Here is a 23,187-nt window from a genome sequence, read left to right on the forward strand (position 1 = left end):
GCGGTTCCCAGGCTGGTCTTCTAGTCTCGGAGGGCTATGACCCTCGACATCGTCATCCCCTTCTGGGGCGATCCCTCCCTTCTCTACGACACCGTCCGATCCGTGCAGGCGCAGAACGATGCCGATTGGCGGCTCGTCGTGATCGACGACTGCTATCCGGATGCCTCGGTGCCGGCCTTCTTCGAGACGCTGGGCGACCCGCGCGTGACGTACGTGCGCAACGAGGTGAATCTCGGCATCACCGAGAACTACCGCGAGGCGGTCCGCCGCACGGAGGGCGACTACGTCACCATCCTCGGCTGTGACGATCTGCTCCTGCCGAACTACGTCGCGGTCGTCAAGCGGACCATCGCCGCCGTGCCCTTCGCGGACGTGATCCAGCCCGGTGTCCGCGTGATCGACGAGCACGGGCGCGCCGTCCGCCCGCTGGTGGACCGCGTGAAGCAGGGTCTCCTCGCGCCCCGCGGCGGCTCGGGGATCGCCGTGCTGTCGGGCGAGCGGATGGCGACGAGCCTCATCCGCGGCGACTGGCTCTACTGGCCGTCGCTGACGTTCCGCACCGAGACCATGCGCCGCATCGACTTCCGCGACGGTCTGCCGATCATCCAGGACCTCGCCCTCCTGATGGACATCGCCTTCGACGGCGGAACCCTCGCCTACAACCCCGAGCACGCCTTCCTCTACCGTCGTCACGCGGGGAGCGCATCGCAGAAGACGCTGCTGGACGGTCGCCGGTTCCGCGACGAGCGGTCGTACTACGCAATGGCCCGCGGGCTCGCGGAGACGCGCGGCTGGGGCCGCACCGCGTGGGCGGCGCGAGCGCGCGTCATGTCGCGCCTTCACGCGATCGCCGAGCTCCCGGGGCTTCTCCGGCACCGCGCCGTGCCCGGGCTACAATCGGCCGTGGCCCATATCCTCGCGCTGTGAGCGCGACCTCGCCCTCGATCTCGCACCCCCAGGAGCGACCCATGCCACAGCACGTTCTCATCACGGGGGGCGCCGGGTTCATCGGGACGCGTCTCGCGCGCCGGTTCGCGGACGCCGGTCACCGGGTCCGGGTGCTCGACTCGCTCCTCCCCCAGGTGCACGGCCCAGACCCGGCCACGACGTCTCCCCTCCTCGCCTCCCTCGACGGCGTCGCCGAGGTCGTCCGCGGGTCGGTGACCTCGACGGCAGACCTCCGCGAGGCGCTCCGCGGTGTCGGACTCGTCGTGCACCTCGCCGCCGAGACCGGCACGGGCCAGTCCATGTACGAGATCGACCGCTACGTCGAGACCAACGTCGGCGGCACCGCGAAGCTGCTCGATCTGCTGGCGAACGAGCCGCACGGGGTCGAGCGGATCGTCGTCGCCTCCTCGCGGTCCATCTACGGCGAGGGCGCGTACCGCACGGCGGACGGGCGCACCGTCTACCCGCCTCATCGCAGCGACGCCGACATGGCCGCCGGCGACTTCGACGTCCACATGCCCGGCGAGGGCGATGTCACGGTGGTCCCCACCGACGAGCAGGCGAAGCTGCATCCGTCCAGCGTCTACGGCATCACCAAGCAGATGCAGGAGTCGCTGATCATGACGGTGGCGCCCACGCTCGGGATCGAGCCGGTCTCGCTGCGCTACCAGAACGTCTACGGGCCCGGCCAGTCGCTGAAGAACCCCTACACCGGGATCCTGTCGATCTTCTCGACGCTCATCCGCCAGGGCAAGGAGATCAACATCTTCGAGGACGGCGAGGAGAGCCGCGACTTCGTCTACATCGACGACGTCGTGGAGGCGACCTTCCTGGGCGCCACCGCTCCGTCGGCGGCCGGGGGCGTGTTCAACGTCGGCTCCGGGGTCCCGACCACCGTGAACCAGGTCGTGGCCGCGCTCTTCGAGGCCTTCGGCACCCGCGTCCCGACGCGTATCTCCGGCAACTACCGTCTGGGAGACATCCGTCACAACATCGCCGACACGTCCCGCCTGCGCGAGGTGCTGGGCTACTCACCGGCGATCGGCTTCCAGGAGGGCGTGACCCGGTTCGTCGAATGGGTGCTCAGCGAGCCGGTCGAAGGCGACTCCTACCAGCGCTCGCTGGACGAGATGGCAGCGCGGAACCTGCTGAAGTGACGCTCCCGCCCGCGCTGCGGGGGACGCCCTACCCGTACCGTCGCAACAGCCTGAACCTCTTCCGCCTGATCCTGGCGGCTCTCGTGCTGTTCGCGCACAGCTGGTACATCGCCGGTCAGGGCACGGGGCCGCTCATACAGGGCGAGAATCTCGGCGGATGGGCCGTGGCGGGCTTCTTCGTGCTCAGCGGCTTCCTCATCACCCGCAGCCGGCTGCGGACGACGCCCGGCGACTACCTGCTCCATCGGGTCGCGCGCATCTACCCGGCGTTCGTCGTCGTCCTGGTCGTCACGGCGTTCGTGTTCGCGCCGATCGCCCTCTTCCTCGAACAGGGCTCGCTCGACGGCTTCCTCACGACACCGGTGACCCCGTTCCAGTACGTCTGGGGCAACATCACCCTCTACATCGACCACTACGACATCGGCGCGACGCTGCAGACCGTGCCGTACCCCGGCGCCTGGAACGGGTCGCTGTGGACGCTGTTCTACGAGTTCGTCTGCTACATCGTGATCTGGGTCCTCGGATTCGCGGCGATCTTCCGGAGATCGCCGGTCGTCGTGGCGACACTGTGGGTGGCGTCGGTGGCGCTGTGGGCGTTCGGCAGCGTCCCGCAGCGCGCCGGACTCGACGTGAGCTTCGACCTTCTGCTGCGCCTGCTGCCGTTCTTCCTCGCGGGGTCGCTCATGTACTTCGTGATCGAACGGGCCGGCGTGAACCGCCTGCTCGGCCTCGCGGCGCTCGCGGTCGCGGTCGCGGTCATCGCGCTGGTGCCCCGGTGGGGAGGTCAGGCGGCGGCGCCGCTGCTCGCCTACGGTCTGCTGTCGCTGTCGACCTGGGTGCCCCAGCCGGCCTGGGTCGCGCGCAACGACGTGTCATACGGCTTCTACATCTACGCGTGGCCGGTGCAGCAGCTGACCGTGCTCGTGGGCGGCGCGGCACTCGGGATGCCGGTGTACATCCTGGTGACGATCGTCGTCACGTTCGCCCTGGCGTGGCTGAGCTGGATCGCGATCGAGCGACCCGCGATGCTGGCGGTCCGCCCGCGCGACGGCGACCGGCTGCGGCCGATCCCGGCGGAACCGCCGGGAGACATCCAGCGCGCCTAACGGGTGGCGCGCGAGCGGGAGGCGCGCAGGCGTCGCCCGGCTTCGCCGAGCGCCCGCAGCAGCAGGATCCGCGACCGCAGCGCCGGCCGGATCCCGCGCGGCTGCGCCGAGGACGCGTTCGCGTCGTGCAGGCGACGGCGCACGGTGGCCTCGTCGACGTGACGCAGCAGGCGGCCGCGGTTGGCGAGCGTGGCGATCCACAGGTCGTGCGACTCGTCGAGGAACGCGGGGAACGGGAGGACGAGCGCGAGCGCGTCGCGGCGGATCGCCATCGCGCATCCGAAGTACGGCGCGTCGCCGGCGAGGATCCGCAGCTCGTTGCGCAGACGGTGCCCGGATGCCCGCGAGTGCAGCCGCCAGGGCCGACCCGACCACGGCGAGCGCAGCGGCTCCCCCGTGCCGAGGACGACGAGATTGGATGCCGCGACCCCGGCATGCCGGACCGCGGCGACCAGCGCCGCCCGGCGGCCGGGCACCCATTCGTCGTCCTGGTCGGCGAGCAGGAGCACGTCACCGGACGCCCGCTGGAGCGCGGACTCGAACGCACGGACGTAGCCGCCGTTGACCGGCTGGACGTGGACGCGGACGCGCGGGTCGCCGACGCCCTCGACCACCGCGACCGTGTCGTCCGTGCTGGCGTCGTCCACCACCACCACCTCGTCGTCGGGCTCGAGCTCCGCGAGGATGGAGAGCAGCTGGTGGCGCACGTACCGGGATCCGTTGTACGTCGCCATGCACACGCTCACGCGGGCTCCGTCGCTCATGGGAGCCGCCCCTCTCCGTGTGCGATGGACATCGACGTCCAGTCTACGGCGCGGCTGTCCGACTGCCTGGTCCGCGCCGTCCCGGGTGCACGCGGGGCCGCTGGTAAGTTGGCAGAGCCATGTCCGCCGCCCGCGATCGCCCGCCCGCCGACCCGTCCGCGGCTGATCGGCTGGTCGTGGGAGCGGTCGTGACGGCCTATCGGCCCGGGCCGCAACTGGCGACCAACGTGCGCGACCTGGCCGGCCAGGTGGCCGCCGTGGTGGTGGTCGACGACGGCAGCGGCCCCGACTACGACGCACGGTTCGCCGACCTGGAGTCCGAGGGCGCGCGCTTGATCCGCCTGCCCGAGAACGCGGGCATCGGCGCCGCCCTGAACGCCGGGGTGGGCGCTCTGACCGGCGACCGCTCGCAGCCGCGCCCCGACGCCGTCCTCTTCCTCGACCAGGACTCGACTCCTGGGCCCGGGCTGGTGGGCTCGCTCTCCGGAGCACTCCTCGCGGCCTCGGCCGACAGCATCCCGGTCGCGGGGTCGGCCCCCGAGTTCTTCGGCGACACCTCGCAAGCGCGCGGGCGTCGCGGGGGGCGCGCGATCGCGCCGAAGCCGATCCAGTCGGGCCTGCTCGTCCTGACCGGCGCGCTGACGGCCCTCGGGCCGTTCCGCGACGACTACTTCATCGATCTCGTCGACACGGAGTTCGCGATGCGCGCGCAGGAGGCGGGGTTCGTGTTCGTGGTCGCCGACGGCGCCCGGCTCCCGCACGCGCTCGGGCGCCAGGTGGCCCTGCCGTCGCCCCGCGGCGCGCTGCGGGGACCGTCCGGAGATCCGCTCGCGTTCACCGTGAGCGCACCGTTCCGCTACTACTACCGTGCGCGGAACCGCGTCGCACTGAACCGCGAGTACCGCGCGCGACGACCGCTGACGACGGCGCGGGACACTCTCCTCGAGGCGCGCCACTACCTCATCGTGTGGCTCGCGATCCGAGAACGGCGCACATTCCTCGCGCTGCTGAGAGCGGGTCGCCGCGCGGGGCGCGCGCGGCGGATGGGACGGATGCCGGATGCCGTCGCCTCCGCCGCCGCCCGGCTGACCTGGCGGTTCCCGCTGTGACCGGCGCGATCGCCTTGGCCGCGTACGAGCCCGACCCCCACCTGTTCGCCCGGCAGCTGCGATCCCTGAAGGATCAGACGCTCGGGGACTTCGTCTGCGTCATCTCGGCGGACGGCGGCGCGGGCCGCGTCCGGGAGCTCGTGGACGACGCCACCGCGGGCGACGCTCGCTTCCGGGTGATCGGCTTCGACGACCGCGTCGGCTTCTACCGCAATTTCGAGCGCGCCCTCGCCGAGGTTCCGGGCGACGCCGCATGGATCGCCCTGAGCGACCAGGACGACGTCTGGCATCCGAACAAGCTCGAGCGACTCGTACCGCTCCTCGCCGACCACGCGATCGTCTCCGGCCAGGCGAGAGTGGTCGAGTTCCCCTCGGGGCGCGTCATCGAACCCACCACCCACCGCCGCACCGCCGACGCGCTGGGCGTGACCGCGACGAATCAGTTCTCGGGCGCGATGAGCGTCTTCCGCCGCGAGGTCCTGGACCTGGCCCTGCCGTTCCCGGCCATGCCGACGCGCGTCGAGGTCCATGATCACTGGCTCGCCGTCTGCGCGGCCGCGCTCGGCCCCACTCTCGTCGTCGACGACGTGCTGCAGGACTACGTCCAGCACACCGGCAACGTCCTCGGCGAGGTGGCCGAGGCATCCGGCCGCATCCGCCCGGCATCCGCCGTCAGAACCCTGCTCGCCGCCGGCGACCGGTACGCCGGCTCCCGCAGCCCGGCAGCGCTCGCGCGCGCCCTCTACGACCTCGGCTACGGCTGGCGCGCGCAGATGACCCGTACGCTGTCCACGCGCGTCGCGCCCTCCCCCGCGCTCTCCGAACTGCAGCGCGTCTTCGGGGCGGGGTCGGCGACTCGGCACGCGCTCCGATACCTCGGCGACCGCCGCATCCACGGCGCATCGAATGCCATGATGCTGACGGCGGGCCGACTGCTGCATCCGGCGCTCGGCCACCGCCTCCCTCCCGTCCCGTGACCAGGCTCCCGTCCTCACACAGATCGGCGTCCCCATCCCGTTCCTCCCGCGCATCCTGAGCTTCTCCGCCACCGTCGGACTGGTGGCGGTGGTCGGAGTGCTCGCGATCCCCGTGCTCATCGGCGCGGCGGGCGAGGATGCCTGGGGGCAGCTCGCCGTCGTGCAGGTGCTCGCGGGGGTCTTCGGCGTGATCGTGGCCTTCGGGTGGGGGGCCACCGGCCCCTCGATGGTCGCCGGCGCGCGCCCGGAGGACCGGCCCGGCATCTTCCGGGAGTCGTTCTCGGCGCGGCTCACGCTGTACGCGGTCGCGGCGCCGACGATGATCGTCATCGCGCTGCTCCTCACCCGGGGCGACGTGGCCGTCTCTGCGCTCGGGACGATCGCGTACCTGCTGCCGTATGTCGCATCGCCGTGGTACTTCGTCGGCCAGGCGCGGCCCGACCGCCTGTTCCTGCTGAACACCCTCCCATCGGTGATCGGCACGGTGCTCGGGATGCTGGCCGCCTGGCTGACCTCGACGATCGGCGCGTTCCTGCTCGTGCAGGCGCTTGGATACGTGGTGGCGATCGTGCTCGAACGCCGTCACATCCTCCTGTCGGCGACTCCTGGCCCGGCCGAGCCGTACCGCATCGCGACAATCCTGCGCCTGCTGGCGACGCAGCGGCATGCCGTCACGAGCTCCCTGGTCAGCAGCCTCTACGTGTCGCTTCCGCTCGTCACGGTGCAGGCGCTGCTTCCCGCGCTGACACCGGTTTACGCGATGGCCGATCGGCTGTTCAAGTTCGGCTCGCTGGCGCTCGCGCCGGTGCAGCAGTTCCTCCAGGGATGGGTTCCCGAGGACGGGCCTGCCCGGATCCGCGCGCGCAGCGAGCGGGCCGTCGTCGTCGGCCTCGGCTTCGGCGTCGTGGGCGGCGCACTCATCGCGACGCTCAGCCCGCTGGCGTCGCAGGTGCTGAGCGGCGGCGCAGTGCTGGTGCCGTTCAGCCTGAGCGTCGCGCTCGGGACGGCGTTCGTCTTCGTCGCCGGCTCCGCCATCGCCGGCTACGCCTGCCTGATCCTGCTCGGGCAGGTGCGCCACGTGGCGATCGCGTCGATCCTCGCGGCGGCGATCGGGGCGCCCCTCATCGTCGCCTCCGCACTGGCCGGAAGCCTCGAGCTCATCGCCTGGTCCGTCGCCGTCTCCGAGCTCGTCGTGACGGTCTACCAGCTCGTGATCCTGCGTCGCACGCTCGCGCGCACCGCTGACGACGGAAGCTAGTCGGTCCCGGCCGACGACGTGCTGCGCCGATCGCCCGGCTCGTCGCCGGAGGCGGTTTCGAGACGGTCGAGCCGGGCCGACAGCCGCTCGATCTCGGCGCGCGAGATGGCCGCTTCCTCGGCGACCCGCCGGATCTCGTCCTCGGCCTGCGAGAGCTCCCACGAGAGGTGCAGCGAGACGCCCAGCAGCAGCACGATGGCGATCGAGAAGAGGAGATTCGCGGGCACCTGCACGCCCAGGGCGCTCGTGAGCGTGAGCAGCAGCTGCGGCACGGCCCCGAGCACCAGCACGCCCAGCCCGATGATGAGCCACAGCGCGGCGTACTTCTCGCGGAGGCGCCGGGTCAGCAGCAGCCACAGGACCAGGGCGATGATGATCGCCGCGAGGGTGATGCCGGCCAGGACGATCACGCGGCCGCTCCCGCCTCGTCGGGCTGGATGTACGCCGGCCGGCGCATGATCGCGAGCCCCAGGGCGAACATCGACCGCAGCAGATAGACGGTGGCGCCGACGACGCTCTGGCTCGGCCGCCCCGACGCCCGCGGGCGCATCGCCACGGGGACCTGGGTGACCGTGAGGCCGGCGTGGCACGCGGCCACGAGCGAGTCGAGCGTGTCGCCGAGGTACTCGGCCGGGTAGTACTTCACGTACTGCGCGATGGCGCGCTCGTTCGCGGCGCGGAAGCCGCTCGTCACGTCGGTCAGCCGGGTGTGCGCGGTGCGGGAGACCACCGACGCGAGGAACACCATCGCCCACCGTCGCGGGCCGCGCACCGCGTAGGTCCCGACATCCGCGAAACGGGCTCCGATGGAGATGTCTGCCTTCTCGAGCCCGGCGAGCACGCGATCGATGTCGGCGGGGTTGTGCTGGCCGTCGGCGTCGACCTGGATCGCGCGCCGGTATCCGTGGCGCTGCGCGTAGGTGAACCCGGTGCGCATCGCTCCCCCGACGCCGAGATTGAACGGGAGCGACAGCACCACGGCGCCGGCGGCGCGCGCGGCGTCGGCCGTGCCGTCGGTCGAGCCGTCGTCGATCACGACGACGTCGTAGCGAGGATTGGTCGTCCGGATCTCGTGCACCGTGGCGCCGACGTTGCGCGCCTCGTTCCACGCCGGAACGATGATCAGGACCCGGTCTGGAGTCTCGGGCATAGTGCTGCCATCCTATCCGCGCGCTCTCCGGCGACCCTGATCACGGTGAGCACCCGACGATCTCGTACAGGCGCGCCGACCCTTCGCTGTCGACGAGGCGGACGGCGTCGGACTCGGCGAGTTCGGCCAGGCCGGGGAACACGTGCTCGCCGGGGTGGACCTCTCGTCCCTCGAAGTCCAGGACGAAGCCCACCCCGAGGGCATCGACGGCGTCGCACGCGACGCTCCCGTCGGTCGCCTCGGCGAGCCCATCGTTGATCGCCGCCACGTCGGGCGTGATCTCCATCAGCGTGTGCGGCATCAGCACCGGCCGCTCCGCGAGCGCATACGCCAGGGAGGCGCCGGTCCAGGGGCTCCCGGCGACGGCGACCCCCTCCGGGACGTGCTCGTCGAGCCTCGACAGCAGCGCTCGCTCGTCTGCGGTCAGCAGCGGCGAAGCGTCGTTCGAGACATACGCGGCCCGCGCGTTCGCGACGGCGATCGGCACCGGGCTCCCCGGCCCGACCTGCAGCAGGATCGCCGCCGCCACCGCGACAGCGACGGCGCCCGCGGAACGCGCCCACCGCGGCCGCGGCCCCACCGCGCGCCGCATGGCGGCACGCCCGCGGACGTGCACCCACGTGCACGCCGCTCCGTACGCTGCGAGGGGAATCATGCCCAGCGGCAGCAGCGCCGCCAGCCGAGGGAGGTTGTTGTACCACGGCCCGGTGAAGGCATCGCGGAGCCCGAGGAACGGCAGTGAGGCGACGATCACGTACAAGGCGGCGGCGACGACGTACATCCCCAGCGCGGCCGCAGCGGCGGGCGAACGGCGGATCAGCACCCACACCACACCGGCGGCTACGGCGACCGCCGCCACGACCGCCGCCGTTCGGTACCACGCGGCGCCGGTGAGGACTTCGATCACCGCTTCGGGCACGGACCGCTGCAGCGGCCACTGCCGCGCGGCGCCGGGTGGCCGGAGGAAGCGCGCCGCCACCACACCGATCGCGAGATAGGCGAAGAACGACACGACGATCAGCGACCGACGGCCGGCCGTCGGCGCATCGCGCCAGGCGAGCGCGACGAACACCACGACGAAGGGCGCCGAGAGCGCCAGCCAGGCCATGAACGCGCCCGGGTGCACGAGCACGAGCGCAGGCAGCATCCCGAGCAGCGCCACCGCCCACCAGACCCGTCCGACGCGGCGCGCGCCCGCGCCGATGCCCAGGAGCCGCAGCGTGACGGCCAGAGCGGGGGCCACGAGCGCGACCCCCAGCTGGTACGGGTACAGGACGCCGTAGTCCATGAGGAGGAACGGGAACACCGGGAGCGACGCGGCGAGCAGGCCGACGGCGATCGAGAGGAGCCTCGAGCGACCGAAGAGAGTGCGCACGAGAAGGAGGATGCCGAGGGGCCACAGCACCGCGGACGTGACGAGGGTCACCGCGGTGATGGCGACGGGGATCGTGGCGCCGCTCAGTTGCACGGCGAGCGCGGTGAGCGCGTGCCACGCGGCCGGGTAGAAGCCCAGTCCCCCGCTCGGATTGGTCATCCGGCCGATGGTCATGGGCGACGCGCTCCCGGTGTCGAGGACGAAGCGCACCGCGTTGAGATGGAAGATGTTGTCGAAAGTCTGCGAGATGGCGTCGGGCTCGCCGACGATCTCGACGAAGCGCACCGCGATCAGCGCGGCCGCCACGGCGAAGCCCACGGCCAGCCAGACGTCGAACCGCCGGCGCACGACCGGGATGGCGGGAGTGCGCCGCAGCAACCGGCGGAGGAGCACCAGCACCCCGGCGATGACGACCCCGACCAGCAGGACGGGCAGGATCGACCACGACAGCCCGACCCATGGTGCGACGACCGAGGCGCCGCCGACGACGGTCACGGCGAACGCGGGGGCCGCGGCGAGCGACCAGAAGCCGCGGAGCCCGATGAGGCGCGCCAACGGGACGCCGACGACGGCGAGGAGCGCGAGGATCACGAACGTCGCCCAGGCGAGCGCATACCACTGCACGGGGGAGGCCTTCCTGGCCGGCGAGGGCCGTAGACGGTCTTTCCACGATATCGAGAGGTTCCCTGAGTGATCGCCGCGACGCTCAGCGGGCCCGAAGACGCCGACATGGCAGGATGGAGTCTCGTGAAAGGGATTATTCTCGCCGGTGGTTCGGGCACGAGGCTGCACCCCATCACCCTCGGGGTGTCGAAGCAGCTGATTCCGGTCTACGACAAGCCGATGGTCTACTACCCGCTGTCGACGCTCATGCTGGCCGGGATCCGCGACATCCTGATCATCACGACGCCGCACGACGCGCCCTTCTTCGAGCGCCTCCTGGGCGATGGCTCGCAGTTCGGGATCTCGCTGTCGTTCGCCGTGCAGCCGTCGCCCGACGGACTGGCGCAGGCCTTCACGATCGGGGCTGACTTCATCGGCGACGACAAGGTCGCGCTGGTGCTCGGCGACAACCTGCTCTACGGGCCGAAGCTCGGCACGCAGCTCAAGCGCTACGCGGACGTCGACGGCGGCGCCGTGTTCGCGTACTGGGTCGCCGAGCCCTCCGCCTACGGAGTGGTCGAGTTCGACGACGCCGGCCGCGCCGTCTCGCTCGAAGAGAAGCCGGTCTCGCCCCGCAGCAACTACGCCGTCCCGGGTCTCTACTTCTACGACAACGACGTCGTCGAGATCGCGCGCAACCTCGCGCCGAGCGCCCGCGGCGAGTACGAGATCACCGACGTGAACCGGGCCTACCTCGAGCGCGGCGCGCTGCAGGTCGAGGTGCTCCCCCGCGGCACGGCGTGGCTCGACACGGGCACGTTCGACCAGATGACGGATGCCGCGGAGTACGTCCGCACCATCCAGCGGCGGACGGGCCTGAGCATCGGAGTGCCGGAGGAGGTCGCCTGGCGACAGGGCTTCCTCTCCGACGAGGCGCTGCGCGAACGCGCCGAGAAGCTGGTGAAGTCCGGCTACGGCACCTACCTGATCGAGACGCTTGAGAGGGGCCACCACTGATGGCTCGACTGCTTGTGACCGGCGGTGCCGGCTTCATCGGCTCCAACTTCGTGCACCACGTGCTCGACCACACCGACGACGAGGTGATCGTCCTCGACAAGCTCACCTACGCCGGCAACCGCGCCTCGCTGGCCGGCCTGCCCGAGGGCCGCCTCGAGTTCGTCCAGGGCGACATCGCCGACGCCGCCCTCGTGGACGAGCTGTTCGGCAGGGTGGACGCCGTCGTGCACTACGCGGCCGAGTCGCACAACGACAACTCGCTCGACGACCCGCGGCCGTTCCTCGACACCAACATCATCGGCACGTACACGCTCCTCGAGGCGGCGCGCCGCCACGACCGCCGGTTCCACCACATCTCGACCGACGAGGTGTACGGCGATCTCGAGCTCGACGACCCGGCGCGCTTCACCGAGTCGACGCCCTACAACCCGTCGTCGCCGTACTCGTCGACCAAGGCGGGCTCCGACCTCCTCGTCCGCGCCTGGGTGCGCTCGTTCGGCGTGCGGGCGACGATCTCGAACTGCTCGAACAACTACGGCCCGTACCAGCACGTCGAGAAGTTCATCCCGCGGCAGATCACCAACGTGATCCGCGGCATCCGCCCCAAGCTCTACGGCGCCGGCGAGAACGTGCGCGACTGGATCCACGCCGACGACCACTCGTCCGCGGTGCTGACGATCCTCGACAAGGGCGAGATCGGCGAGACCTACCTGATCGGGGCGGACGGCGAGAAGAACAACAAGGACGTCGTCGAGCTCATCCTCGAGCTCATGGGTCAGCCGAAGGACGCGTACGACCACGTCACCGATCGAGCCGGACACGACCTGCGCTACGCGATCGACTCCACGAAGCTGCGCACCGAGCTGGGCTGGTCGCCGCGCTACAGCGACTTCGAGGCCGGCCTCGCCGCGACGGTGCGCTGGTACCAGGAGAACGAGGACTGGTGGGCCCCCGCGAAGGACGCCACCGAGGCCTTCTACGCGTCGAAGGGTCAGTGAGTGACCGCGTTCGGCAAGGGCCTCGGACCGACCGAGACGAACATCCCGGGGCTCGTCGTCTGGGACCTGCCCGTCCACGGCGACAATCGCGGCTGGTTCAAGGAGAACTGGCAGCGCGAGAAGATGGTCGCCGCCGGGCTCGCCGACTTCGGTCCGGTGCAGAACAACATCTCGTTCAACGATGCTGTCGGCACGACGCGCGGCATCCACGCCGAGCCCTGGGACAAGTTCGTGTCGGTCGCGACCGGCCGGATCTTCGGCGCGTGGGTCGACCTTCGCCGCGGGCCCTCGTTCGGCCAGGTGTTCACGACCGAGATCGATCCCTCGAAGGCCATCTTCGTGCCGCGAGGGGTGGGGAACGCCTACCAGACGCTCGAGCCCGACACCGCCTACGTCTACCTCGTCAACGACCACTGGTCGCCGTCGGCGTCGTACACGTTCCTGAACCTCGCCGATGAGACGGCCGGGATCCCGTGGCCGATCCCGCTCGACGAGGTCGAGATCTCGCCGAAGGACCTGGCTCACCCTCGCCTCTCCGAAGTCGAGCCCATGGCGCCCCGCACGACGCTCGTCGTGGGCGCGGGCGGTCAGCTCGGCACGGCCCTCCGGGCGCTCCTGGGCGAAGACGACGTCGAGTACGTCACGCGCACCGAGCTCGACGTCACCGACCCCGCGCTGCCCGGCGCACGCCGCTGGCGGGACTACGGGGCGATCATCAACGCCGGGGCCTACACCGCCGTCGACGCCGCCGAGACCGAAGACGGCCGGGCCGCGGCGTGGGCCGCGAACGCGACGGCGGTCGGCACGCTCGCCACGATCGCGCGCGAGAACGATCTCACGCTCGTCCACGTCTCCAGCGACTACGTCTTCGACGGCTCGTCCGAGCGTCCCTACCGCGAGGACGACGCGCTCAGCCCGCTGGGCGTGTACGGCCAGTCCAAGGCGGCCGGCGATATCGCCGCCCAGACCGCGCCGCGCCACTACGTGGTGCGCACCTCGTGGGTGATCGGCGAGGGCAAGAACTTCGTGCGGACGATGGCCTCGCTCGCCGAGCGCGGCGTCGATCCCGGCGTGGTCGCCGACCAGGTCGGGCGCCTCACCTTCACCGACGAGCTGGCGCGAGGCATCCGCCATCTGCTCGACACCCGCGCGCCCTACGGCGTCTACAACCTGACCGGGGCGGGAGAGCCGTCGAGCTGGGCCGACGTGGCCGCCAGGGTCTTCAGGCTCACGGGGCACGACCCGGCACGGGTCTCGCGCGTGACGACCGAGGAGTACTTCGCGAACGCGCAGACTCCGGTCGCGCCGCGCCCGCGCCGCAGCGTGCTCGATCTGGCCAAGATCGAGGCCACCGGGTTCAGCCCTCGGGACGCGGACGCGTCCCTCACCGAATACATCGCGCGCGCAGCGCAGGAGGACGGACGATGAAGCTCAGCGTGATCGGATGCGGCTACCTCGGAGCCGTGCATGCCGCGGCGATGGCATCCATCGGTCACGAGGTGGTGGGCATCGACGTGGACGCCGAGAAGGTGCGTCGCCTGTCCGCCGGGGAAGCCCCCTTCTTCGAGCCCGGCCTCAACGAGATCCTGGCCGCGGGCGTCGAGTCCGGCCGGCTCACCTTCAGCACCGACATGGCGGATGCCGCGGGCTCGCGCGTCCACTTCGTCGCGGTCGGCACTCCCCAGCGCCACGACGGCGCCGGCGCCGATCTGACCTTCGTGAACGCCGCCGTCGACGCCCTCGCGCCCCACCTCGGCGCGGGAGAGCTCGTCGTCGGCAAGTCCACGGTCCCCGTCGGAACCGCTGAGCGCCTGCGGCCGATCGTCGAGCGAACCGGCGCCCGCATCGCCTGGAACCCGGAGTTCCTGCGCGAGGGGTTCGCCGTCGCCGACACGCTCACCCCCGACCGCCTGGTCTACGGGGTCACGGGCGGCTCCGACAGCGAGGACGTGGCGACGCTCGACGAGGTGTACGCGCCGGCGATCGCCGCGGGCACGCCGCGGCTGGTCACCGACTTCGCCACCGCGGAGCTCGTCAAGGTGTCGGCGAACGCGTTCCTGGCGACGAAGATCTCGTTCATCAACGCCATGGCCGAGATCGCCGAGGCCACCGGAGCCGACGTCACGATGCTCGCCGACGCGATCGGGCACGACGCCCGCATCGGGCGGCGGTTCCTCAACGCCGGCGTCGGCTTCGGCGGCGGATGCCTCCCGAAGGACATCCGCGCGTTCGCCGCGCGCGCCGAGGAGATCGGCCGCGGCGAGTCGGTGCAGTTCCTGAAGCACGTCGACGAGATCAACCTGCGGCGCCGCCAGCGCGTGGTCGATCTGCTCGTGGACTCGTTCGGCGGTTCGGTCGTCGGCCGTCGCGTCGCCGTCCTCGGGCTCGCCTTCAAGCCCGACTCCGACGACACCCGCGACTCCCCCGCCCTCGACGTCGCCGTCCGCCTGCACGGGCTCGGCGCCGACGTCGTGTGCACCGACCCCGAGGCGATCGACAACGCGCGGCGGCAGCATCCTCAGCTCACCTACGAGCGCGACCTCGACCGAGCCCTGGAGGGCGCGGAAGCCGTGGTGCTCGTGACCGAGTGGCGGGAGTACCGCGACCTGGACCCCGTCGCGGTCGCGGGCGCCGTCGCCCGGCCGCTCCTGGTGGACGGGCGCAACTGCCTCGACCCCGTCGCCTGGCGCGCCGCCGGGTGGACCTACATCGGCCTCGGCCGCCCCTAGGAGACGCCATGCCCGATGCCGCCGTCGCCGTCGTCGTCCGCACCAAGGACCGCCCCGAGTTCCTCGCCCGGGCCATCCGCAGCATCGTCGGCCAGACGACCACCGACTGGCAGTGCGTCATCGTCAACGACGGGGGTGCGCCCGCGCCGGTCGACGCCCAGCTCGCCGCCCTCTCGCCCGAGATCAGGGCGCGGTTCTCGGTGATCCACTCGCCCGCCGCGCGCGGGCGGTGGGTGAGCGCCAACGCCGGCGTGCTGGCCACCACGGCGCCACTGCTGGTGCTGCACGACGACGACGACACGTGGCATCCGGACTTCCTCCGACGGGCGACCGAGTACCTCGAGGCGCATCCCGACCGCGCCGGCGTCGTCTCACGCATCGAGATCGTGTGGGAGAAGTCGTCGCCGGAGGGCTTCGTGCCGGTCGATCGCGAGATCTTCCAAGCGGACCTGCCGGCGCCGACCCTGAACGACACGCTCCTCTTCAACCGCTTCGTGCCCATCGGGTTCCTCTACCGGCGGGCGCTCCACGAGGAGCTCGGTCTCTACGACGACCAGCTGCCCGTCGTCGGGGACTGGGCGTTCAACCTCAAGGTGCTTTCGCGCGGCCCCCTCGACTTCCTCGGCGACGAGCCGCTGGCGTACTGGCATCAGCGGGTCGGCGTGGCGGGGAGCGGCGGCAACAGCGTGATCGAAGCCCGCGGCGCCCACGAGCTCTGGGATGCGCGGATCCGTGAAGCGGCGCTGCGCGAGTACGTGGATGCGCACGGGATGGGGCTCGTGCTCTACCTCACGAAGTTCATCGACAAGCGTCTGTTCGAGGTCGAGTCCGGGCTGCGGGGAGAAGTGCTCGCGAGTTCGCTGTGGCGACGTACCGCGCGGCGAGTGCGCGCGGGGCTGCGCCGGTCCGCGCACTGAGGCGATCGGTGCGAGCGGTCAGCCCTTGAGCACCGCGATGGCCTCGTCCACGGGGCCGTCGAAGATCTTCTTGCCCTTCGCGATGACGATGCCGCGCTCGCAGAGCTCCTTGACCATGTTCATGTCGTGACTGACGACGAGCATGGTCACGCCGCGAGCGGTGAGCTCCTTGATCTTCTCGGCGCACTTGGCCCGGAACGGGGCGTCTCCGACGGACAGGACCTCGTCGACCAGCAGCACGTCGAGCTCGACGTGGATGGCGACCGAGAACGCCAGGCGCATGAACATGCCCGAGGAGTAGTGCTTGACCTCCTGGTCGATGAACTCGCCGATCTCGGAGAACGCCACGATGTCGTCGAAGCGCTCGTCGATCTCGGTCTTCTGCATGCCGAGGATCGCCGCGTTGAGGTACACGTTCTCGCGGCCTGAGAGGTCGGGGTGGAACCCGGCGCCCACTTCGATGAGCCCCGCCACGCGCCCGCGCGTGAACACCCGGCCCGCGTCGGGCTCGAGCACACCCGAGACGAGCTTGAGGGTGGTGGACTTGCCGGAGCCGTTGAGCCCGAGCACGGCCACGGCTTCGCCCTCGCCGACCTGGAAGCTGACCTCGTCGAGCGCCCGGAAGACGTCGGCGCGCACCTTGCGGCGACGGATCCACCCGATGAAGGCCTCTTTGAACGAATGCGAGTTGCGCTTGAGGAAGTCCTTCGAGACCCGGTCGACGATGATCGACGGCGGAGTGACGGTCTCGGCGATGATCGGTGCCTGCATCACAGGTCCTGCGCAAACGTGCGTTCGAACCGGCGGAAGACGAACTGCCCCAGAACCAGGAAGAAGACGCAGATCGCCAGTGCCACGGCGGTGCTCGTGCCGAACCCCGGGGGAAGGCCATGGGTCTCGGACACCGTCGCGCTCCAGAACCCGGTGTGGTACAGCTCGACGGCGACCGCCAGCGGGTTGGCCATGTAGATCGAGAACGCCCACGACGGCAGCTTCTCGGCGACGAGCACCCAGAGGTACAGCACCGGAGAGGTCCAGACCGAGAACATCCGGATGATCTCGACGAAGTTCTGGGCGTCGCGGAACCGCACGTTGAGACCGGCGAAGAACAGCCCCAGCCCGAGCGCGAGGGCCACCACGATGAACGTGCCGAGCAGGACGGCGCCGATCCCGAAGAGGGACGGGGTCCAGCCCACCAGCAGACACACCACGAAGAGGATGAGCACCTGCGGCAGGAAGTGCACGAAGGCGACGATGATCGCCGCGATGGGGAAGAGCTCGCGTGGCAGGTAGATCTTGCGGACGAGGGACCCGTTGTCGACGATCGCCGTGGTCGCGTTGCCGAACGCCTCGTTGAAGAGGTTGATGATCACGATGCCGCTGAAGAGATAGATCGCGAAGTTGTCGATGCCGTGACCGCCGAGGATGAACCCCATCACGAAGTAGTAGACCGCGAACTGCGCCGCGGGCTTCACGTAGGACCAGGTCCAGCCGAGCACCGAGTTGCGATAGCGCGTCGCCGTGCCCTTGCGCACGAGGAGCCGCAGGAGGTACCGCCAGCGGAAGACGTCCAGGATGCCGCGGCCGCGGCCGGGCACGTCGTACTGTGCGATGTCGAGAGTTGTCACGTCAGCAAAGCTTTCGGGAGGCGGGCCGGCGCGAGCGCGACGATTTCAGCCCGTAGAGATCCTAGTCGGCTCCACCCTGGTGAATCGCCGAACGCGCGGGAGCCTCACGGCGCGATGTAGCGCACCACGTCGGAGCGCGGCACCCACCGGGACCCGACCGGCAGCGTCAGCTTGAGCCACTCCCCGTCGCCGGTGACCTCCGTCGCGGTCGCGATGGTGTCGGCCGCGACGGCCGTCGCCCCCGCGACGCAGCCGGTGCGCGGCGCCATCCGGGCAGTGACGGATGCCCCGACCACGCGGTACGTGTACATCGCGGCCCGGCTCTCGCTCGGCGGGCTGCACACCTCCGCGTCGGTCGCGTAGCGCACCGCGGAGCGCGGCAGCCATACGTCGGCGTTGCCGAAGCGCACCTGCAGCCAATCGCCGGCGGCCGTGCCGCTCAGTGGCGTGAAGACGGTTCCCCCGGGAACGGCCGCCGAACCGGTCGTGCACGCCGTCGAGGGCTTCGCGTACGCCGTCGCGCCGGCATCGAGGACGACATACCCGCGGGTGGCGGGGCGCGACGCCGGGGTGAGGGAGCACGCCTGGTCGGCGGTCGCCCGCACCACGTCGGCCCGAGGCACCCAGAGGTCGCCGCGACCGGTCTGCACCTTGATCCAGTCCTTGGTCGCGTTCACCTCAAGCGCCTGCACGACGGTGTCGCCCGAGATCGACACCCGACCGGTCGCGCACGCGGCATTGGGGACGATCCGCGCCGTCGTGCCGGCGGACTTCACCACGTATTGCAGGTGAGCCGCGGCGACCGCGCCGGGGATCGCGCACGCCGACTCAGCGGTGGTCGCGTAACGCAGCTCGTTGCGCGGAACCCACCGGGCGCCGACGCCCGTGCCGACCCTGAGCCACGTCCGGTCGGCGTTGACCTGGACCGCCCGCACGATGGTGCCCTGTGCGAGCTGGCCGGTGGAGGTCGCACACCCGGCGTTCGGGACGATCCGCGTCGTCGTCGAGCCGGCGGCCACCACGTAGGCGCGCACCGCCGACGTCACGCCGCCCGGCAGCGCGCACGCCGCCTCGCTCTCGGTCGCGTATCGCACGTAGTCGCGGTGCACCCAGGCCTCGCGCGTCTCGAGCGAGACCTTGAGCCAGTCGCCGTTGACCGCGACCGCGCGCAGCACCGTGCCCTGCGACAGCTGCTGCACGTTCTTGGTGCACGACGTGCTCGGGGCCGAGCGCGCGTTCAGCGTGGCGGCGTTGACGACGTACGCCTTGGTGGCGACACGCGTGCCCGCGGGGACGCCGCACGCGTTGGTGGGCACCTGGGTGGATCCGAACCAGTCGGTGAAGTAGTTGAAGAAGTTGCGGTTGCCGTAGGAGGAGCATCCGTCGCCCGTGCCGTAGCCCGCGCGCAGCGCCGCCGCGTTCGGCTGATAGGGCGTGTAGTAGTAGAGGTTGGCGGTCGCCTGGTTCTGGATGTAGACCGGTGACGTGCCGCACGCGCGGTTGGGGTGGAAGAGCACGTTCCACGTCTTTCCCGGGGCATACCAGGTGAAGAACTGCGAGGTGCCGGGAGGGTTCGCGTAGCGCTTGAGCTGCCAGGCGCCGCCGTACACCTGGTTGAAGAAGCCGTAGTACCGGGTGTCGCACGCGGCCGTGTCGGGGCACCCCTGGCCCATGGCGGCGCGATATGCGTACGCCGACGGCGCGGTCGACTGGACGAGGCCCTGCTCCTTCTGGAGCATCACGAGGATGACCTGGGGGTTGATGCCGCACGCCTGCGCGACCTTGTAGATGATCCGCGAGGCGCGTTCGCGCACGCCGCCCGAGTACGCGCCGCACATGGCGTCGGCGGTCGTCGACCGCGACGTGTCGTAGTAGTCCTTCAGGCATGTGTACCCGGCCCGGCAGGTGGTGACCTTCGAGTTGAGGAAGCTCTGGATCTGGGCTTCGGTCATCGAAGACCGGTTGAAGAAGACCGCATCCGACACGATGTTGCCCGGCTGGAAGGTCGAGAGGTCGGCCGTCTGCACGATGCCGGCCGTCGCGGGGTCGTTCGCGGCCGGCGCCGCCGCCGGCTGCGCTGCCGTCTCCACCGCCGTCGTCGACGCCGAGGCCGCGGGCGCGAGGAGCAGGCTGCCGATCAGCGCCATCACGGCGACCACTGCCGCACCCGACCACCGCGTCTTTGCGCGCACGTTCGTCAACCCTGCCCCCGCCATGTGAACAGTGTGACGCAAGTGGCGCATGATGACAAATAGTTTGCCGAACCTCGCCAGCGACACGCCGTTCTCGGTCTCTTCCCCGCGCACGCCGGGTCAGAGCTCGGCATGCAGCATCCACACCTTGTCGGCTGCTTCGCGCCATGAGAAGGCGCGGCCTCGGTCGCCCGCGAGCACCGCCAGTCTCTCGGCGGCTGCGGTCGTCGCCAATCCGCCGCTCAAAGCCGATCCCATCCCCTCGGCGAGGGCCGAGGCATCCGTCTCCGCGATGAGCTCGCCGCCGTCGACGATGACCTCGCGGTGCACGTCGGAGGATGCCGCGATCACGGGCACCCCGAGGGTGAGGGCGTCGACCACCCGCCACGGGAATCCGGTGCGGAGGCTGGGCGCGAGGAAGGCCACCGCGGCGCCGAACACCGAGGCTCGGTCGGCCACGTCGAGCGGGCCACGGACGTGGAGGCGCCGCTCGGGGATGCCCGCCGCCTGCGCGAGATCGGCGACGGCGGGCTCGGCGCCGTCCTCGACATCGATCACCACCACCGGGAGGTCGGCGCCCGAGGCCGCGATCGCCTGGAAACCGGTCCCGAGGCCGTCGGACGGAAGCGGACCGCCGGCGAGCAGCACGAAGCCCTCCGGAAGGTCGAGCGCCCGGCGGCGCCCCACCTCGTCGTTCGGCACCGCGAGATCGAGGGGGGCGGCCCCCGAGATGACCCGCACCCGGTCGCCGATGCGCGATATCTCCCCGAGCTGCCGGGCGATGGAGTGCGAGGGCACGACCACGGCATCGGCGTGCTTGACGGCGCGCTTGAGCATCGCGCGATGCCAGGCGACGACCGAGCGCGGCAGCTCGCCGGGCGAGTCCCACGGGCGCAGATCCCACAGCGTCACGACGGTCTGGTCGTGATCGTGCACCCGGTCGTGCTTGATGAGGGGGGCCAGCAGCGTCGGGGAGTGGATCATCCCGCCGGCGATGCCGGTGCCCACGCCCAGCTGCAGCGCTGTGGCGAGCTCCCGGCGGGCGAGCGCCGTGCGACGCACGCCAGCGAGTCCGATCACGCCGGGGTCGCCCGTTCCCCCGGCGGGCGCGATCCCCTCGACTTCGCATCCCGCGGGCGCACCGGCGATCAGGGCGCGGGTGAGATCGCGGGATGCCTCCGCGAGAGCGGGATCGGTCGGGGCGACGAGCTGGTCCAGCACGACGCGAAGGGTCGCCACCATGGCTCAGCCCTCCGGAGTCGGAGTCGGGGTCGGCGGGTGCAGCGTGGTGCGGACCAGCTCCTGGATGTAGGCGTAGTCGGGCTCGTACTCGTCGATCCCGCCCTCGGGCGTCAGCTCGATGGTCGTCACCGGCTGCTCCTTGGCTTTCAGCGCCAGGTCGGCCAGGAACGGCAGGAGCGACTGCGGCAGGTCGGTCTGCACGATGTCGGCGCCCGCGGCGGCGACGTCCTGGAATCGCGTGAGCACGGTCTGCGGGGTGAACTGCGCGAGGATCGCCTGCTGCAGCATCCGCTGACGCTCCATCCGGTCGAAGTCGCTCGTGGTGTACCGCGAGCGGGCGTACCACTGCGCGGTGTCGCCGTCCATGTGCTGGGGACCCGCCTCGATCCAGCCGATGGCCCACTCCTCCGCGGGCTGCCCGTCGTAGGACGGGCCGCCGCCCTTGGGCAGGCGCTCCTCGACGGTGATGTCGACTCCGCCCAGTGCGTCGACCAGCGACGCGAATCCGTGCATGTCGATGAAGACGTAGTACGGGATCTCGATGCCGAGGATGCCCTCCGCGGCATCCTTGGTCGCCTCGATCCCGGGCGCCGACGCGTTCGCCGCCGCATCCGGGTAGAGGGCGCTGCCGTCCTGGCACACCTCGACTTCGGTGCGCAGCTGATTGATGCCGCTGCCCCACCCGCACGTCGGATCGGCATGACCCTCGTGACCGTTCGGGTAGCGCTCCTGCATGGGGCCCTCGGCGAACGGGAAGTGAGGCATGTCGCGCGGGATGCCGGTGATCGTCGTCGCGCCCGTCTCGGCGTTCACCGACACCACCGAGATGCTGTCGAAGCGCATGGAGTCGCGGCCCGCCCCGCTGTCGGCGCCCAGCAGGAGGATGTTGTAGTACCCGTCGGACGGCGGGACCGCCGGGCCGGTCGCCTGGAAGATGTCGCCCAGGGTCTCGCGAACCGTTCCCACGGCGTTCGACGCGAACACGGCCGAGCCGCTCGCGACGACGAGGAGGGCGACCGCGAGCGCGGCGATGCCGAAGCGCGCCGCCGGCCCCGTCTTCACCAGGCGCACGAGGCGGAGGGTGTCGATGGTCAGGACGATCCACAGCACGGCGTAGGCGAGGAGCAGCCCCTGGATGAGGAGCAGCGGGACGGGCCGCAGGAGCGCCAGCCACGACGGCAGCCACGCACCGGTGACGATGCTGAAGCCCGCGAGCGGCGCCAGCAGGGCGAAGAGGAGCGCGACGACCAGCAGCGTCCAGAGGACGAGCGTCGAGGCCAGACCCACCCGTCCGAGGCGGCGGTTGCCCGCGACGGCCTGCGCCGACCCGGGCAGCAGGAAGTTGAGGACGACGAGCCACCACCCCCGGCGGCTCATGACCGCCGGCGATGAGGTGTCGGGACGCCGCAGCGGCCGGTCTTCGACGACACGCGGCCGCGACGACGACGCGCCCGCACGCGGCGGGCTGAGGACGCTCACAGCGACTCCTTGAGCCGCCGGTTCTTCTCCTCCACCTGCGCCTCCAGCTCTCGCGAGTACTGCTCGAGGCGGTCCGCGAGCGCGGCGTCCGATGCGCCGAGGATGCGCACCGCGAGCAGGCCGGCGTTCTTCGCACCGTTGATCGACACGGTCGCGACGGGGATGCCCGCGGGCATCTGCACGATGCTGAGGAGCGAGTCGAGCCCGTCGAGCGTGGACAGCTGCACGGGTACGCCGATGACGGGCACGGCTGTGACGGACGCCAGCATGCCGGGCAGATGAGCCGCCCCGCCGGCACCCGCGATCACGGCGCTGAGCCCGCGGGCGCGGGCCTCGCGCCCGTACCGCATCAGCTTGTCGGGCGTGCGGTGGGCCGACACCACCTCGACCTCGTGCGGCACCCCGAAGTCGGTGAGCACCTGCGAGGCGTCGCTCATGACGCGCCAATCCGAGTCGGAGCCCATGACGACGCCGACCAGCGGCGCGTCAGAGGAGTGAAGCGGGCGGGTCACCCGTCAAGGCTAGGGCGCGAGGCTGG

At 71.0% G+C, this 23,187-nt stretch carries 21 protein-coding genes; 11 read left to right on the forward strand and 10 right to left on the reverse strand.

Annotation, left to right across the window (positions count from 1 at the left end):
* The first annotated feature begins 36 nt into the window (after nucleotides 1-36).
* From ACFUTX_RS12870 to ACFUTX_RS12880, 3 genes are read left to right on the forward strand one after another with little or no spacing between them, the layout of a single operon-like run.
* Nucleotides 37-927 carry a glycosyltransferase family 2 protein gene (locus ACFUTX_RS12870; RefSeq protein ID WP_378865159.1) on the forward strand — a complete coding sequence of 297 codons (891 nt, stop codon included), beginning with the start codon at nucleotides 37-39 and terminating at the stop codon, nucleotides 925-927.
* 41 nt (nucleotides 928-968) lie between these two features.
* Entirely contained in the window at nucleotides 969-2,105 is a 1,137-nt protein-coding gene (locus ACFUTX_RS12875; RefSeq protein ID WP_378865162.1) for an NAD-dependent epimerase/dehydratase family protein, read from the forward strand.
* Nucleotides 2,102-3,211 carry an acyltransferase family protein gene (locus ACFUTX_RS12880; protein ID WP_378865165.1) on the forward strand — a complete coding sequence of 370 codons (1,110 nt, stop codon included), beginning with the start codon at nucleotides 2,102-2,104 and terminating at the stop codon, nucleotides 3,209-3,211. The genes ACFUTX_RS12875 and ACFUTX_RS12880 overlap by 4 nt, the downstream gene beginning before the upstream one ends.
* Here the strand turns inward: ACFUTX_RS12880 and ACFUTX_RS12885 are convergent.
* Nucleotides 3,208-3,975 (reverse strand): glycosyltransferase, encoded by a 768-nt coding sequence (locus ACFUTX_RS12885; protein WP_378865167.1) that lies wholly within the window; start codon nucleotides 3,973-3,975, stop codon nucleotides 3,208-3,210. The genes ACFUTX_RS12880 and ACFUTX_RS12885 overlap by 4 nt on opposite strands.
* A 119-nt stretch (nucleotides 3,976-4,094) precedes the next feature.
* Here ACFUTX_RS12885 and ACFUTX_RS12890 point away from each other — a divergent pair, with 119 nt between their 5' ends.
* From ACFUTX_RS12890 to ACFUTX_RS12900, 3 genes are all read left to right on the forward strand, one after another.
* Nucleotides 4,095-5,084: a glycosyltransferase gene (locus tag ACFUTX_RS12890; protein ID WP_378865170.1), complete on the forward strand. Its 990-nt coding sequence runs from the start codon at nucleotides 4,095-4,097 to the stop codon at nucleotides 5,082-5,084.
* Nucleotides 5,081-6,061 carry a glycosyltransferase gene (locus ACFUTX_RS12895; protein ID WP_378865173.1) on the forward strand — a complete coding sequence of 327 codons (981 nt, stop codon included), beginning with the start codon at nucleotides 5,081-5,083 and terminating at the stop codon, nucleotides 6,059-6,061. Before ACFUTX_RS12890 ends, ACFUTX_RS12895 begins: the two co-directional genes overlap by 4 nt.
* 82 nt (nucleotides 6,062-6,143) lie before the next feature.
* Nucleotides 6,144-7,319, forward strand: a complete 1,176-nt coding sequence (locus tag ACFUTX_RS12900; RefSeq protein ID WP_378865175.1) for a hypothetical protein — start codon at nucleotides 6,144-6,146, stop codon at nucleotides 7,317-7,319.
* Here ACFUTX_RS12900 and ACFUTX_RS12905 read toward each other — a convergent pair.
* The 3 genes from ACFUTX_RS12905 to ACFUTX_RS12915 are packed head-to-tail and all read right to left on the reverse strand — an operon-like array spanning nucleotide 7,316 to nucleotide 10,468.
* On the reverse strand, nucleotides 7,316-7,729 hold the full coding sequence (locus ACFUTX_RS12905) for a DUF2304 domain-containing protein (RefSeq protein ID WP_378865178.1): 414 nt from the start codon (nucleotides 7,727-7,729) through the stop codon (nucleotides 7,316-7,318). The two genes, ACFUTX_RS12900 and ACFUTX_RS12905, sit on opposite strands and share 4 nt — an antisense overlap.
* A complete protein-coding gene (locus ACFUTX_RS12910; RefSeq protein ID WP_378865181.1) occupies nucleotides 7,726-8,469 on the reverse strand; it encodes a glycosyltransferase family 2 protein in 744 nt (247 codons plus the stop codon). The genes ACFUTX_RS12905 and ACFUTX_RS12910 overlap by 4 nt, the downstream gene beginning before the upstream one ends.
* Nucleotides 8,470-8,509: 40 nt before the next feature.
* Nucleotides 8,510-10,468 (reverse strand): DUF6541 family protein, encoded by a 1,959-nt coding sequence (locus tag ACFUTX_RS12915; RefSeq protein ID WP_378865184.1) that lies wholly within the window; start codon nucleotides 10,466-10,468, stop codon nucleotides 8,510-8,512.
* A gap of 123 nt (nucleotides 10,469-10,591) precedes the next feature.
* On the opposite strand from ACFUTX_RS12915, the gene rfbA reads away from it, so the two are divergent.
* The 5 genes from rfbA to ACFUTX_RS12940 are packed head-to-tail and all read left to right on the forward strand — an operon-like array spanning nucleotide 10,592 to nucleotide 16,108.
* Nucleotides 10,592-11,464: a glucose-1-phosphate thymidylyltransferase RfbA gene (rfbA, locus tag ACFUTX_RS12920; protein WP_378865342.1), complete on the forward strand. Its 873-nt coding sequence runs from the start codon at nucleotides 10,592-10,594 to the stop codon at nucleotides 11,462-11,464.
* Complete coding sequence (gene rfbB / locus ACFUTX_RS12925) at nucleotides 11,464-12,462, forward strand: dTDP-glucose 4,6-dehydratase (protein ID WP_378865187.1); 999 nt, start codon at nucleotides 11,464-11,466, stop codon at nucleotides 12,460-12,462. Before rfbA ends, rfbB begins: the two co-directional genes overlap by 1 nt.
* The gene (locus tag ACFUTX_RS12930; RefSeq protein WP_378865190.1) at nucleotides 12,463-13,890 is read left to right on the forward strand and encodes a sugar nucleotide-binding protein; all 1,428 of its coding nucleotides are present in this window, start codon (nucleotides 12,463-12,465) and stop codon (nucleotides 13,888-13,890) included.
* The gene (locus ACFUTX_RS12935) at nucleotides 13,887-15,191 is read left to right on the forward strand and encodes a UDP-glucose dehydrogenase family protein (RefSeq protein ID WP_378865193.1); all 1,305 of its coding nucleotides are present in this window, start codon (nucleotides 13,887-13,889) and stop codon (nucleotides 15,189-15,191) included. Before ACFUTX_RS12930 ends, ACFUTX_RS12935 begins: the two co-directional genes overlap by 4 nt.
* A gap of 8 nt (nucleotides 15,192-15,199) precedes the next feature.
* Nucleotides 15,200-16,108 carry a glycosyltransferase family 2 protein gene (locus ACFUTX_RS12940; RefSeq protein WP_378865196.1) on the forward strand — a complete coding sequence of 303 codons (909 nt, stop codon included), beginning with the start codon at nucleotides 15,200-15,202 and terminating at the stop codon, nucleotides 16,106-16,108.
* Nucleotides 16,109-16,126: 18 nt separating this feature from the next.
* On the opposite strand, the gene ACFUTX_RS12945 is transcribed toward ACFUTX_RS12940, so the two are convergent.
* The 6 genes from ACFUTX_RS12945 to purE all read right to left on the reverse strand — a co-directional run bounded on the left by ACFUTX_RS12945 (nucleotide 16,127) and on the right by purE (nucleotide 23,113).
* Nucleotides 16,127-16,879 carry an ABC transporter ATP-binding protein gene (locus tag ACFUTX_RS12945; RefSeq protein ID WP_378865198.1) on the reverse strand — a complete coding sequence of 251 codons (753 nt, stop codon included), beginning with the start codon at nucleotides 16,877-16,879 and terminating at the stop codon, nucleotides 16,127-16,129.
* The gene (locus ACFUTX_RS12950) at nucleotides 16,879-17,736 is read right to left on the reverse strand and encodes an ABC transporter permease (RefSeq protein ID WP_378865200.1); all 858 of its coding nucleotides are present in this window, start codon (nucleotides 17,734-17,736) and stop codon (nucleotides 16,879-16,881) included. Before ACFUTX_RS12950 ends, ACFUTX_RS12945 begins: the two co-directional genes overlap by 1 nt.
* Before the next feature lie 104 nt (nucleotides 17,737-17,840).
* Entirely contained in the window at nucleotides 17,841-19,952 is a 2,112-nt protein-coding gene (locus ACFUTX_RS12955; RefSeq protein ID WP_378865201.1) for an SH3 domain-containing protein, read from the reverse strand.
* A 96-nt stretch (nucleotides 19,953-20,048) separates the two neighbouring features.
* Complete coding sequence (locus ACFUTX_RS12960; RefSeq protein ID WP_378865203.1) at nucleotides 20,049-21,170, reverse strand: glycosyltransferase; 1,122 nt, start codon at nucleotides 21,168-21,170, stop codon at nucleotides 20,049-20,051.
* A 3-nt stretch (nucleotides 21,171-21,173) separates the two neighbouring features.
* Nucleotides 21,174-22,649, reverse strand: coding sequence for an LCP family protein (locus ACFUTX_RS12965; RefSeq protein WP_378865205.1), 1,476 nt, complete (start codon nucleotides 22,647-22,649; stop codon nucleotides 21,174-21,176).
* On the reverse strand, nucleotides 22,646-23,113 hold the full coding sequence (gene purE / locus ACFUTX_RS12970; protein WP_378865345.1) for a 5-(carboxyamino)imidazole ribonucleotide mutase: 468 nt from the start codon (nucleotides 23,111-23,113) through the stop codon (nucleotides 22,646-22,648). Before purE ends, ACFUTX_RS12965 begins: the two co-directional genes overlap by 4 nt.
* Nucleotides 23,114-23,187 lie beyond the last annotated feature (74 nt).

Source organism: Microbacterium sp. NPDC057407, assembly GCF_042803895.1.
GTDB lineage: Bacteria > Actinomycetota > Actinomycetes > Actinomycetales > Microbacteriaceae > Microbacterium.